9 protein-coding genes and 1 tRNA gene are annotated in these 12,439 nt (G+C 66.4%); 2 read left to right on the top strand and 8 right to left on the bottom strand.

Going from position 1 to position 12,439, the window contains the following annotated elements; all coding sequences use genetic code 11:
* Window positions 1-3: 3 nt before the first annotated feature.
* The 4 genes from GGQ89_RS20335 to GGQ89_RS08390 all read right to left on the bottom strand — a co-directional run bounded on the left by GGQ89_RS20335 (window position 4) and on the right by GGQ89_RS08390 (window position 4,047).
* The gene (locus tag GGQ89_RS20335) at window positions 4-1,212 is read right to left on the bottom strand and encodes a GGDEF domain-containing protein (protein WP_221238898.1); all 1,209 of its coding nucleotides are present in this window, start codon (window positions 1,210-1,212) and stop codon (window positions 4-6) included.
* Between the two features lie 343 nt (window positions 1,213-1,555).
* Window positions 1,556-1,632: transfer RNA gene (locus tag GGQ89_RS08400), tRNA-Met, on the bottom strand.
* Window positions 1,633-1,687: 55 nt separating this feature from the next.
* Window positions 1,688-2,200, bottom strand: a complete 513-nt coding sequence (locus GGQ89_RS08395) for a 2'-5' RNA ligase family protein (RefSeq protein WP_076717022.1) — start codon at window positions 2,198-2,200, stop codon at window positions 1,688-1,690.
* The gene (locus tag GGQ89_RS08390; protein ID WP_380773165.1) at window positions 2,197-4,047 is read right to left on the bottom strand and encodes a potassium transporter Kup; all 1,851 of its coding nucleotides are present in this window, start codon (window positions 4,045-4,047) and stop codon (window positions 2,197-2,199) included. The genes GGQ89_RS08395 and GGQ89_RS08390 overlap by 4 nt, the downstream gene beginning before the upstream one ends.
* A gap of 561 nt (window positions 4,048-4,608) precedes the next feature.
* On the opposite strand from GGQ89_RS08390, the gene GGQ89_RS08385 reads away from it, so the two are divergent.
* Both GGQ89_RS08385 and GGQ89_RS08380 read left to right on the top strand, forming a co-directional pair.
* Entirely contained in the window at window positions 4,609-5,865 is a 1,257-nt protein-coding gene (locus tag GGQ89_RS08385) for a threonine ammonia-lyase (RefSeq protein WP_056434274.1), read from the top strand.
* Between the two features lie 125 nt (window positions 5,866-5,990).
* Entirely contained in the window at window positions 5,991-6,788 is a 798-nt protein-coding gene (locus GGQ89_RS08380) for an arginyltransferase (protein ID WP_056434276.1), read from the top strand.
* A 163-nt stretch (window positions 6,789-6,951) separates the two neighbouring features.
* Here the strand turns inward: GGQ89_RS08380 and GGQ89_RS08375 are convergent, their stop codons facing one another.
* The 4 genes from GGQ89_RS08375 to GGQ89_RS08360 form a co-directional block, all read right to left on the bottom strand.
* Window positions 6,952-7,731 (bottom strand): transglutaminase family protein, encoded by a 780-nt coding sequence (locus GGQ89_RS08375; RefSeq protein WP_184105434.1) that lies wholly within the window; start codon window positions 7,729-7,731, stop codon window positions 6,952-6,954.
* Window positions 7,731-8,666 carry an alpha-E domain-containing protein gene (locus GGQ89_RS08370; RefSeq protein ID WP_056434280.1) on the bottom strand — a complete coding sequence of 312 codons (936 nt, stop codon included), beginning with the start codon at window positions 8,664-8,666 and terminating at the stop codon, window positions 7,731-7,733. The genes GGQ89_RS08375 and GGQ89_RS08370 overlap by 1 nt, the downstream gene beginning before the upstream one ends.
* The gene (locus GGQ89_RS08365) at window positions 8,666-10,159 is read right to left on the bottom strand and encodes a circularly permuted type 2 ATP-grasp protein (RefSeq protein ID WP_076717025.1); all 1,494 of its coding nucleotides are present in this window, start codon (window positions 10,157-10,159) and stop codon (window positions 8,666-8,668) included. Before GGQ89_RS08365 ends, GGQ89_RS08370 begins: the two co-directional genes overlap by 1 nt.
* Before the next feature lie 204 nt (window positions 10,160-10,363).
* Window positions 10,364-12,385, bottom strand: coding sequence for a protein-disulfide reductase DsbD family protein (locus tag GGQ89_RS08360; protein ID WP_184105433.1), 2,022 nt, complete (start codon window positions 12,383-12,385; stop codon window positions 10,364-10,366).
* Between the last annotated feature and the right edge of the window lie 54 nt (window positions 12,386-12,439).

Genomic DNA, 12,439 nt, shown 5'->3' with positions numbered 1-12,439 from the left:
CGGTCAGCCCGCCGCGAGCCTCCGCATTTCCCCCCATCCAGGCTCAGGAGCGAGATTGGAGGTATCCTGCAAGATCCGGTCGCGCCCGGCCCGCTTGGCGCGGTAAGCCAGCAAGTCGGCACGAGCAATCAGGCCATCCAGCGTCTCGCCCGCCTGATACCGAACGATCCCACCGCTGACCGTCAGTTCCGGTATGCCCTGCCTGGCAAAGGGCTTCAGCGCGTCGCGAATCGCATCGCCCAACTGCGTCCCCCGGTTGTCCGGACCATGGGTGTCGGCATCGGGGATCAGGATGGCAAATTCCTCACCCCCCATACGCACGGTCAGCATGTCCGGCGCGGTAAGCGCCTGCAACACCTGCGCAAAGGCGACCAGCACCGTGTCGCCGGTCGCATGGCCGTGGCGGTCGTTGATCGCCTTGAAATGATCGAGGTCGAGAACCAGGGCATGGAGCCCCTCCCCACGCATCGCCGCTTCCATCAGCATGCGGGGACCGGCCCGGTACAGGCCGCGCCGGTTGGTGAGCCTGGTCAGCGGATCGGTCTCGGCATCGAGGATCGTCTCTTCCAACGCCTTCTGGATCACCAGCAGCATCAGGCACAGCCCCGCCGCCACCAGCAGCACGCCGGTGGAGATTTGCGAGATCGCCGCATAGACGGTGTTCAGATAGGATTTCGGCGTAGGCCCCGAGCCGAGCGTGAGCACCAGCCAGGGCTTCAGCAGGAAATGCGCGCCGATCACACCGAAAATACCGATCAGCATGGCCCGGATCGGCCCACCCTGCCCGATCTGACGCGCCGTTAGCATGACGACGAACGACGCGATGGCGAAGGGAAGCTGGAACATCAGCTCATAGGGCCAGGTGTTGCGCGGCCCGTCCGCTATCGCCAGCCGCAGCGCCAGTCCAGCCACCCATAGCAACAGGGTCAGTCGCCATTGCGGACGATGCCCGACAAAGGCCTGTACTCCCGTCGCCATCGTCAGGATGCCGCCGAGGAAAACGCCGTAACCCAAGATCGAAAACAGCGCCACCTGGTCGGTGTAGAGGACCAGCAGATGGCAGATCGGCGTGAAGAAGCCGAGCAGATAGCTGACCATGAACCAGGCCGCCGCCCGCTGCCGCGAATAGGACAGCGCGATCACGCCGTAGGTCACGACGAAAAGCGCCGCCATGCAGCTATTGGCTATCAAGGCATAGACAGCGGCATTCACGACCTAAGATCCGAAGCTCCTGAAGGACATCGTGACGCAGACCTATTCGGCAGAGGAAAAGGAGAGGTTAAGGCGCACGACAGCACCCGGCCCTCGGGCCTTTTTCCTCTCCAGATGACAGCTACGATATAACAGTCGCGGGCGATATGCCATGCCGGGCAGGTCGTAAATCCGGCAAATTCCCCGATCCAGGTGAGTTATTTCCAACAAAAACGTTATCGGCCGCCGCCAATGCCAGACTTGCCGCACTGGACGGCAAACGTCGGCAAGACTGTTACAGTAGGCGGCGACATGAACCACGGGGCGTGGTCATCGTCGTGAATGCTGAGGGAAATACACCGGGTGGTAGCGAAGGAGGGACTTGAACCCCCGACACGCGGATTATGATTCCGCTGCTCTAACCAGCTGAGCTACTTCGCCATGCTAGGCGTTCCACCCGGTGGAGGCGCGCCTATAGACAGGCTGTTTTCGGGCGTCAAGCGAACAAATGACGTGAAAGCATTTCCCATGGGCCGCCGCGATACCACCAGGTGCCCAGGCCGATCAGTTCCACGGCACGTGGCCGGAAATCGCGCTCCATCTGCTGGAGAAGCAGCTTGGCGGTGGCAGGCGTCACCTTGTTCTGGATCGTCACATGCGCGCGCCATCCGCCCGCGTCCTGCGGGGTCAGCATTCCGGCAAAGGCGTCGACCAGTTCATGGCGTATCGCAACGAGACCGGGCGAATCGATCCGAATCGCCACGCCCCGGCCCAGCGACATCAGCCCGCTCGCCCGCGCATCGGGGGCTCGCACCCCGCGCGTCAGGCCGGTCAGGCGATGCTTCAGCTCCGCCTCGGCCGAGGGCGGCAAATGGTGGAACAGCGTGCAATGTGCGTCGAGGACGTTGCGCTCGGGCGGGAAATGCTGGCGGCGCAAGGCATCGAACGTCCCCTGATCGGCGCGGCCGAACAGGGCGGTGACGATAATCGGGGCTGGCGGCTGGTTCAGATTTCCACCTGACTGCCCAGTTCGACCACACGATTGGTCGGCAGGCGGAAAAACTCCATCGCACTCTCGGCGTTGCGCAGCATCCAGGAGAACAGCTTTTCGCGCCACATTGACATGCCCGGGCGCTCGGCGGCGAGCAGGGTCTGGCGCGACAGGAAGAAGCTGGTGTCCATCATCTTGAACGCGCCACCCTCCATCTCGACCCGCTTCAGGGCGGCGGGCACGTCGGCTTCCTCCATGAAGCCGAAACGCAGGACGAGGCGGTGGAACCCATGCCCCAGATCGTCGAGCTTCGCGCGGTCGCCTTCAGCCCAATAGGGCTGGCTCATGATCTTGACGGTCAGCAGGATGATCCGCTCGTGCAGCACCTTGTTGTGCTTCAGATTGTGGAGCAGCGCATGGGGCACCCCCTCGGGCGATGAGGTCATGAAGATCGCGGTGCCCGAGACCCGGCTGGCCGCGCCCGCCGCCGAATCGATGAAGATGTGGATCGGCATCGTGCCCTCGCGCAGCCGCTGGATCATCAGCTTGCGGCCCGTCGACCAAGTGGTCAGGAAGGTGAAGATGATGAAGCCGATCAGCAACGGCACCCAGCCGCCCGAGGGCACCTTGGTCAGGTTGGCGAGGAAATAGGCTCCGTCGACCAGGAAGAACAATCCCAGCAGGGGCAGAGCGGCGTAGAGCGGCCACTTCCAGAGCCGGGTCAGCGCCACGCCCAGCAGGCAGGTGTCGATCAGCATCGCCCCCGTCACCGCGATCCCGTATGCCGAGGTCAGATTGGACGACGAGCGGAAGAACAGGACCAGCAGGATCACCATCACCATCAACATCCAGTTGATGAGCGGGATGTAGATCTGCCCGGCGGTCGCCGCCGACGTATGCTCGATGCGCAGGCGCGGCATGAAGCCCAGCTGGATGGCCTGTTGCGTGACCGAGAAAGCGCCGGTGATGACCGCCTGGCTGGCGATGACGGCAGCGGCGGTCGCCAGGATCACCAGCGGCAGCTGCAACCCCTCCGGCGCCAGCATGTAGAACGGGCTTTCCAGCGCGGCGGCGCCTTCGCGGAACAGCAGCGCGCCCTGCCCCATATAGTTCAGCATCAGCGCAGGCAGCACGAAGACCAGCCAGGACAGGCCGATCGGCCGCCGCCCGAAATGGCCCATATCGGCATAGAGCGCCTCGGCCCCCGTCACCGCCAGCACGACCGAGCCCAGCGCAAGGAACCCGCGCAGCGGATCGATGAAGAAGAAGCGGACGGCGTGGTGCGGCGACAGCGCCTGCAACACCTCGGGCGTCTGGACGAAGCTCATGACGCCCAGCACCGCGATCACAGTGAAATAGACGAGCATCACGGGGCCGAAGAACAGGCCGACCCGCTCGGTGCCCGAACGCTGAATCTTGAACAGCACGATCAGGATGGTGATCGCGATCGGCAGCACGAAGCCACCAAATGCGGGCGCGGCCACCGCCAGGCCCTCGACCGCGCTCAGGACGGTGACGGCGGGGGTAATCATGCTGTCGCCGTAGAACAGCGCCGTGGCGAACACGCCGAGCAATATGATGCCGCGCGTCCAGCGCCGCGTCTTGGTCTGCCCCGACACGAGCGCGAGCAGCGCCAGGCTGCCCCCCTCGCCCTTATTGTCGGCGCGCATGATGATCGCGACATATTTTACCGACACGACGATCATCATCGACCAGAAGATCAGGCTGATGACGCCCAGGATGTGCGCATTGTCGAGCGGCAGGGGATGGTGCGGATTGGCGAAGGTTTCGCGAAACGCATAGAGCGGACTGGTACCGATATCCCCGAACACGACACCGATCGCCCCCAGTGCGAGGCGGCCCATGCCTTGCGGCGGGTGAGGATAGCTATCCTTGTTCGCGGTGCTGGCGATCCCGGTGGGCGAGACGCTCATGACTGGAGGATCGTGCCGGTGATGGAGAGGATCATCGGCGACATCCGTGGCAACCCTGTGATCATCGCGCCGCCCTAGCATGGCCCCAAAAGGCCAGCAACGCAGGGCCTGGGCGCTTGTTGCATTCGCGCACGATTTCGCGCGGTCGGCGATGCCGCAATGCAACAGTGGGGAGGATGCGCTTCAGACGCCGGCCTCCGTGAGACCCCATTGCCCTCCCCCAACCCCTCCCGCCTGCGGGAGGGGAGAGCATATGGTAATCTGGACGACCCGCCCCATGCACGCCCCTCCCGCAGGCGGGAGGGGATGGGGGAGGGAAAGCCACATGGGCCAGGCTCGGTGAGACCCCATGCCCTCCCCCGCCCCCTCCCGCAGGCGGGAGGGGAGAAGAAGAAAGCAGGGTGCTGATAGGAAGGGTCCTTGCCCCCTCGGCAACACCATACCCTGTCCGAAACGGTTCACCTCCCGCCTCCGATCGGCTACGGCACAATCATGGTTAGTCGCACCGCCGTTCAGGCCGCTTCGGAAATCCCGTCCCCGATCGTCACCATCGACGATGTTCGTGCCGCCCATGCGCGGATTTCGGACCGGATCATCCGTACGCCGACACTGATCAGCCGGACGCTGTCGCAGCTGACCGGGGCGACCGTGTATCTGAAGTTCGAGAACCTGCAATTCACCGCCGCCTATAAGGAACGCGGCGCGCTCAACACCCTGCTGCAACTCTCCGACGAAGCCCGCGCCAAGGGCGTCATCGCCGCCTCGGCCGGCAATCATGCGCAGGGCCTCGCCTATCACGCCAACCGGCTCGGCATCCCCGCGACCATCGTGATGCCGCGCACCACGCCGATCGTGAAGGTCGTCCAGACCGAGGGTCACGGCGCGACCGTGGTGCTGGAGGGCGACAATTTCGACGCCGCCTATGCCCATGCCCGCGAGCTGGAGGCCGAGCGCGGCTATACCTTCGTCCATCCGTTCGACGATGCGCGGGTGATCGCAGGCCAGGGCACGGTGGCGCTGGAAATGCTGGAGGACGCGCCCGATATCGACACGCTGATCGTGCCGATCGGCGGCGGCGGCCTGATCTCTGGCATCGCGACGGTCGCGGCGGCGGCGGACAGGCCGGTCGAGGTGGTCGGCGTCCAGGCCGAGCTGTTCCCCAGCATGTACAACAAGCTGAACGGCACCGATCTTCCTTGCGCAGGCGATACGCTGGCCGAGGGTATCGCGGTCAAGGTGCCGGGCGGCCTGACCTCGCAGATGGTGGCGCAACTGGTGCGGGAGATCGTGCTGGTCGACGAGCGCCATCTGGAGGAATCGGTCAGCGCGCTGCTCCAGATCGAGAAGACCGTGGTCGAGGGCGCGGGGGCGGCGGGGCTCGCCGCGCTGATGTCGCACCCGGAACGCTTCCGGGGGAAGACCGTCGGCATCGTGCTGTGCGGCGGCAATATCGACACGCGCCTGCTCGCCAACGTCCTGCTGCGCGACCTCGCCCGCTCGGGTCGCCTGGCGCGCCTGCGCATCCGGTTGCAGGACCAGCCGGGCGCGCTGTTCAACGTCGCGCGCATCTTCGACCGCGAGCGGGTGAACATCATCGAGGTCTATCACCAGCGCGTCTTCACCACCCTGCCCGCCAAGGGCCTGATCACCGATATCGAGTGCGAGACGCGCGACGCGCTCCACCTGCACCGGCTGATCGAGGCACTGCGTGCGGCGGGGTATGAGACGACCCAGGTCGAACTCGCCTGACCGACCTGATCACGGCGCCACTTTTTTGCGATTCGTCCCGTTTCCGAACGATGCTGCCCCATCGCTTCGGACGGGAAGATCGTTAAAGAGGGTTATCGTCTCCCACTCGAAGGAACTGCCCGGCGGTGACCGCGCCTTTTCGTTTCCCGCGCTTCTTCGTCACCAGCCCCGCCCCCTGCCCCTATTTGCCGGGGCGCGACGAGCGCAAGGTGTTCACCGAGCTGAGCGGCGACCATGCCGATGAACTGAACGAAGCGCTGAGCCGCATCGGCTTTCGCCGCAGCCAGGGGGTCGCCTATCGCCCCTCCTGCGCGGGGTGCAGCGCCTGCGTGTCGGTGCGCGTCGTCGCGGGCGGCTTTCGCCCCAATGGGTCACAGCGCAAGCTGTTGCGCCGTCACGCCGATCTGGAGGTCACCGCCTGCCAGCCTTGGGCGACCGCCGAGCAGTTCGCGCTACTCCGCCGCTATCTGGGCGAACGACATCCGGGCGGCGGCATGGCGGCGATGGACGAGAGCGACTATGCCGACATGGTCGAGCTGTCGCCCGTCCAGTCGGTGCTGGTCGAATATCGCGAGCCGACGGCGGCGGACGGAACGCGCGGGCGACTGGTCGGCTGCTGCCTGACCGACCGGCAGGGCGACGGCCTGTCGATGATCTACAGCTTTTTCGAAACCCAGGATGAAAGCCGACCCGGCCTGGGCAATTTCATCATCATGGACCATATCCTGCGCGCCCGCGCGGCCGAGCTGCCCTTCGTCTATCTCGGCTATTGGGTGAAGGGGTCGCCGCGCATGGCGTACAAGACCCGCTATCAGCCGCTGGAGGCGCTGACCGTGCGTGGCTGGGCCCCCTTCACCGGCGACAGCCCCACCCCCATCGCGCCGCCGCCGGTCGAAACCGCGATCGAGGCCGGGGAAGCCTGACCGAGGATTGATGCTTTCCCATTCCTCCCCTGTAAGGGGAGGTGGAAGGCCTAAGGCCTGACGGAGGGGTGTCGCCCTATCGATAGCGGGACACCCCTCCGACGCGCTTCGCGCGCCACCTCCCCTTGCAGGGGAGGAAGGAGGCACGTCACCCATACCGGGTCTACTGCGCCGCCTCGTCCACCAACGCCACATCCCGCCACGCCTCGCCCGACACCGCCGTCGCTCCGGCAGCATCCAATGCGACGGCGACCCGGACGTGGCGCTCCTGTGGGCTGAGGCCGATGCTGGGATCGAAACCGATCCAGCCCAGCCCCTCGACATAGGCCTCTGCCCAGCAATGCGCCGTGGCGGTCGCCGCATCATGCAGCGCCGCAAAGCCCGAGACGAACCGCGCAGGGACGCCCAGCGACCGCGCCGCCACGCAGAAAATATGCGCGAGATCGCACGCGCCCACCGCCTTCGAAGCAAAAGCCGCCGCCGCGTCCGTTGCGGAGCTTCGCGCGTCACTGGCAAAACGGCGGTGGAGCGCGGCATTCACCGCATGGAGCGCCGCCAGGCTGCTGTCCGCGCCGCTTATCGCCTCTTCGGCAAAGGCCGCGATCGCCGCATCGGCGGGCGTCGCCGGGGTCGCGCGCAGGAAGAGCGCGGGCGGCAACGTCTCGGTGGTCCCGCGCACCAGGCCATGCGCGTCGCTGGTCAGCACTTCGCCGGTCGCGGTGATCGTCACCGTTTCGGGCGCGTCCTGGATGTAGAGCATGGTGACGGCGTTGCCGAACCCGTCCTGCCCGCGCCGCAGCCGCGCGTCGCAGTCCACATCAATATGCCAGTTGGCCACCGTCTGATCGTCGTAATTTTCCGGCGTCAGGCGCAGCATCTGGACCATCGTCGGCCGACCCGGCTTCGGGCGGTGGACGATCTGGTGCTCGATCGCGATGCGCATCAGGCGAACTTGAACTGACGGCCGATGGCGCCGTGCAGCTGGGCATTCTCCTGGATAAAGGCTTCGAGGAACTGGTGAAGCCCGCCTGCGATCACATCCCCCGACCGCGTCTTCGTCATCCGGTTTGCCCGCAATCTCGCCATGCGATCCGCCTCCCCATGCTGCCCCGTTCGCCGAGCAAGCTGCCCCAGCACGTCCACCGTTTCCTCGACCGACGCCGCCAGACTGCGCGGCAATTCGGTGCGCGCGATCAGCAGGTCGATGACGTTGGCGGGCTTCAGCCCGTCGGAATAGAGCCAGCGATAGGCGGTGACGGCGGACACGGTCTGGAGGATCGTCGTCCACTGGTCGCGATCGACGACGCCGCCGATCCGCTCGCCCGCGGGCAGCAGGATGTGATATTTCACGTCGAGCAGCCGCGCGGTATTGTCCGCGCGCTCGACCGCCTGGCCCAGCCGGATGAACCAGGTCGTCTGGTTGCGCAGCATCCGGTGGACGGCGCCCTCGAAACCCCGTGTCTCGTTCTTCACCGCCTCGACCAGGCCCAGGACAGCGGTCGGATCGTCGGCGGCGGGTTTGGCCTCGAAATGCAGCCAGGCGCGGTTGATCGCGCTCCACGCCTCGCGGGTCAGCGCGGTGCGCACCGCCCGTGCATTGGTCCGCGCCATGTCGACGCAGCGCACGATCGAGCCGGGGTGGCAGGTCTCGACCGTCAGGAAGCGCGCGACCTCGCGACGGCGCAACTCGCGCCCGCCCTCGGCAAAGGCGCTGGCGGTATCGGTGACGGCGAGAGCCGAGCCCCAGGCGGCCAGCCCCGCCGAGCGCGGCGACAGCACGTCGAGCCGAACGGTCGCCTCGACCAGCCGGGCGATGAAGTCGGCCCGCTCGAAATAGCGGCCCAGCCAATAGAGCGAGGATGCAGTCCGCGAGAGCATCAGCGTACTCCCTGCGTCTGGATCTGAGACTGTTGGCCCTGCACCTGCACCCAGCTTTCGGGTTCGGGATGAAGCAGGACGAAACTGTCCTTGGTGCCGCCACCCTGGCTGGAATTGACGACCAGCGAGCCCTCACGCAGCGCGACGCGGGTCAGGCCGCCCGGTGTCACCTCCACACCGTTGCGGCCCGTAAGGACGAAGGGGCGGAAATCGACGTGGCGCGGCGCCACGCCGCTTTCGACCAGGGTCGGCACGGTGGACAAAGCCAGTGTCGGCTGGGCGATGTAGCGATGCGGCTCGGCGATCAGCGCGGCGCGAAAATGCTCGATCTGCGCCTTGGTCGCGGTGGGGCCGACCAGCATGCCATAGCCCCCGGACCCGTCGACCAGCTTGACCACCAGTTCGTCCAGATGGTCGAGCACATAGGCCAGCGCCTCGGGCTCGCGGCAGCGCCAGGTCTCGACATTCTTCAGCTTGGGTTCGGCACCCGAATAATAACGGACGATATCGGGCATATAGCTGTAGATCGCCTTGTCGTCGGCGATGCCATTTCCCGGCGCGTTGAGGATGGCGACATTGCCCGCCGCATAGGCCGCGATCAGGCCGGGCACGCCCAGCATCGAATCGGGGCGGAAGACCAAAGGATCGAGGAAATCGTCATCGACCCGGCGATAGATGACATCGACCTTCACCCGGCCCGCGATGGTCCGCATCCAGACGATGTCGTCGTCGACCACCAGATCGGCCGCCTCGACCAGTTCAATCCCCATCGAATCGGCCAGGAAGCTGTGTTCGTAATAGGCCGAGTTGAAATGACCCGGCGTCAGGACGACGCAGGTCGGCTCGGCCACGCCATGCGGCGCGACCGACTTCATCGTGGCGAGCAGCCGGTCGGGATAGCTGTCGACCGCCGCCACCCGGAACTGTCGGAACAGCTCGGGGCAGAGGCGCAGCATCGCCTCGCGGTTCTCCAACATATAGCTGACGCCCGAGGGGGTGCGGGCATTGTCCTCCAGCACGAAGAAATCGTCCGGGCCGGTGCGCACCAGATCGATGCCGCAGATATGCGCCCACACGCCATGCGGGGGTCGCATCCCCGCGATTTCAGGCCGGAACTGCGGATTGCCGAAGATCAGGTCGGGCGGCAGGATGCCGTCGCGCAGGATCTTCCGCTCGCCGTAAATATCGTCGAGGAAGGCGTTGATCGCCTCGACCCGCTGCACCAGCCCTTCGGACAGGCGCGCCCATTCGTCGGGCAAAAAGACGCGCGGTACAATATCGAACGGAATGATCCGCTCGGCCGCGTCGCTTTCGCCATAGACGGCAAAGGTGATGCCCAGCTGACGAAAGGTCGCCTCGGCCGACTGCTGGCGGCGGCGGAGTTCGCTATCGGGGGTGTGATCGAGCCAACGTTGAAGCGCGGATAATTCGGGGCGTGGCATATCCTTGCCAGCGGCCCCCATGATTTCGTCGAACGCGGCAATAGTCCCCATCCGGTCGTTACGCTCCCCCCAGTGTTCCGGTTCCATGCTGCACCGCAGGAAGGGGGTGCGCAAGGGGGAAACACGATCCTCCCCGGCACGGGGAAGGGGACCGCCGCGAAGCGGGGGTGGAGGGGGATTGCCACGCATGACTCGCTGTGTGGATAGGCCCCTCCACCAGCTTCGCTGGTCCCCCTCCCCGTGCCGGGGAGGATTTTACGCCCCCAGCTTCTCCAGCATCGACGGGGTCAGCACCTGCGGCAGGACCTGCGGCGCTTTCGCCCCCGGCGCGTAATAGAGGTATAGCGGCACCCCGGCGCGGTTATGACGCTCGATAAAGCGTCCCAATACCGGATCGCCGTCGGTCCAGTCGCCGACCAGCACCGCCACCTTGTTGCGTTCGAACGCGTCGCGCACCGAGGACCGCTCGATCGCGGCGGCCTCATTGACCTTGCAGCTCAGGCACCAATCGGCGGTGAAATAGGCGAAGACCGGGCGGTTCTGTTTGCGCAGATCCTCGAGCTTCGCCTCGGTGAAGGCGGTGTCGGCGCTTGTCTTGGCCACCGCAGCGGCGGGCTTGACCGTCACGACGATCGCCACCGCCAGCACCAGGGTGACGACAGCGGGCCAGCCCGCCCGTCCCTTGCCGCCATGCTGGCGAAGGCCCGTCCACCAGAAGCCCAGCGAGGCGATCAGTGCGGCGGCAAGGCCCAGCGTCATGCCGGTCACCCCCGCCTCCTGCCCCAGGATCCACGCCAGCGCGAGCGCGGTCAGGAACATCGGCACCGACAGGATATGACGAAGCCGCACCATCCACATGCCCGGCTTGGGCAGACGTCGCCGCAGGGCCGGGACGAAGCCGATCGCGAGGAAGGGCAAGGCGATGCCGATGCCCAGCCCCGCAAACACCGCCAGCGCGGCGGCGGCGGGCAGGACCAGCGCCGCCCCCAACGCCCCAGCCATGAACGGCCCCGAACAGGGTGTCGCCACGAACGCCGCCAGCGCGCCGGTCGCAAACGATCCCATCGCCCCCGAGCGTCCGGCGAAAGCAGGGGTCGGCAGTTCGAACAGCCCTGCCAGGTTAAACGCGATGCCCGCGACCAGCAGCAGCAGGATGCCGATCACACGCGGGTCCTGAAGCTGGAATGCCCAGCCCGCGCTCTGCCCGCCCGCGCGCAACGCCAGCAGCACGACGCCCAAGCCGACGCACACCAGCACGACGCCCGCCGTATAGGCCAGCGCCTCGGTCCGGGCGTGGCGCTCGTCCCCGCCGCCCTTGGCGAGGCTCAGCGCCTTCAGGCTCAGGATCGGGAAGACGCAGGGCATGATGTTGAGCAACAGTCCGCCCAGCACCGCGCCCAGAAACGCCAGCGCAATTGCGCCGAAACCGCGATCCGTCCCTCTGCTTGCCCCCGCGATAGTGCCCGGCTTGGCGGCAAAGGACAGCCCCTGCCCTTCGCCAATGGATAGCACGCCCGACACCGGGCCCGGCGTCGGCACGGCGGCGACGGGCATGGTCAGGATCAACTGGTCGCCGTTGCGCGTCATCACCTGCGGCGCGGCATGGTCGATGATGCCGCTGCGCTCAGGGTAGAAATAGGCGTCCTTGACCGCGACCGACGCAGGCAAGGGCACCGCGATCCGCACCTGCTTGCCTTGCGTCTCGATCACCCCGTCGCCGCCAAGCGGCTTGGGCAGGGCGGCGCGCCACCGGTCGAACTCGGTGCGCGTGGCGGGGTCGATCGCGCCGTCACCGACCGTCAGCTTCGTCGACAGAGTCTGGCTCTCCGGCACGCAGATGGTGTCGGTGCAGACCAGATAGTCGAGCTTCACCGTGATCGGCAGCGGCGTACCCTTCGCCACCCCGGCGGGGACCGACAGATCGACGAGCAGCGTGAAGGGCCGCTCATAGACATAGTTCATCAACCCGGCGATCTTCAGCCGTCCGGGCACCGGATAGCGCAACTCCCCCGCGCTCGCGCCGCCGGGCAGCGTCCAGTGCGCCTCGGTCGGCAGGCCCGCATCGCCGCCATTCTTCCAATAGCCGTGCCAGCCCCTGTCCGGCGTCGCGACGATGGCCAGCGTGGTGCGACCGCCCGCCGCCGGGGTTTCGCTTTCGGCGACCAGCCGCATCGCCAAGTGGATGGCACCGGGCGCAGGCGCGCTCTCCGCCATGCCGGGGCCTGTCGCCACCAGCATGAACAGAGCCGTCATCAGGATGTAAAACCAACCGCGCATCGACCTTGCCCTAACCCGCTTTCGCGTTCCATAGCGCCCCTGTCCCTGCTTTGC

Origin of the sequence: Sphingomonas yabuuchiae, from assembly GCF_014199595.1 — a bacterium.
Lineage (GTDB): Bacteria > Pseudomonadota > Alphaproteobacteria > Sphingomonadales > Sphingomonadaceae > Sphingomonas > Sphingomonas yabuuchiae.
The sequence above is the reverse complement of the archived record's forward strand: the minus strand, read 5'-3'. Positions and strand labels throughout refer to the sequence as shown.

Bases quoted from the DNA above. Each gene is read 5' to 3' on its own strand.
- GGQ89_RS08360 (WP_184105433.1), bottom strand. From the start codon at position 12,385: ATGCGCGGTTGGTTTTACATCCTGATGACGGCTCTGTTCATGCTGGTG.
- GGQ89_RS08365 (WP_076717025.1), bottom strand. From the start codon at position 10,159: ATGGGGACTATTGCCGCGTTCGACGAAATCATGGGGGCCGCTGGCAAG.
- GGQ89_RS08375 (WP_184105434.1), bottom strand. From the start codon at position 7,731: ATGCGCATCGCGATCGAGCACCAGATCGTCCACCGCCCGAAGCCGGGT.
- GGQ89_RS08390 (WP_380773165.1), bottom strand. From the start codon at position 4,047: ATGGGCCGCCTCGCACTGGGGGCGATCGGTGTCGTGTTCGGGGATATC.
- GGQ89_RS08385 (WP_056434274.1), top strand. From the start codon at position 4,609: ATGGTTAGTCGCACCGCCGTTCAGGCCGCTTCGGAAATCCCGTCCCCG.
- GGQ89_RS08370 (WP_056434280.1), bottom strand. From the start codon at position 8,666: ATGCTCTCGCGGACTGCATCCTCGCTCTATTGGCTGGGCCGCTATTTC.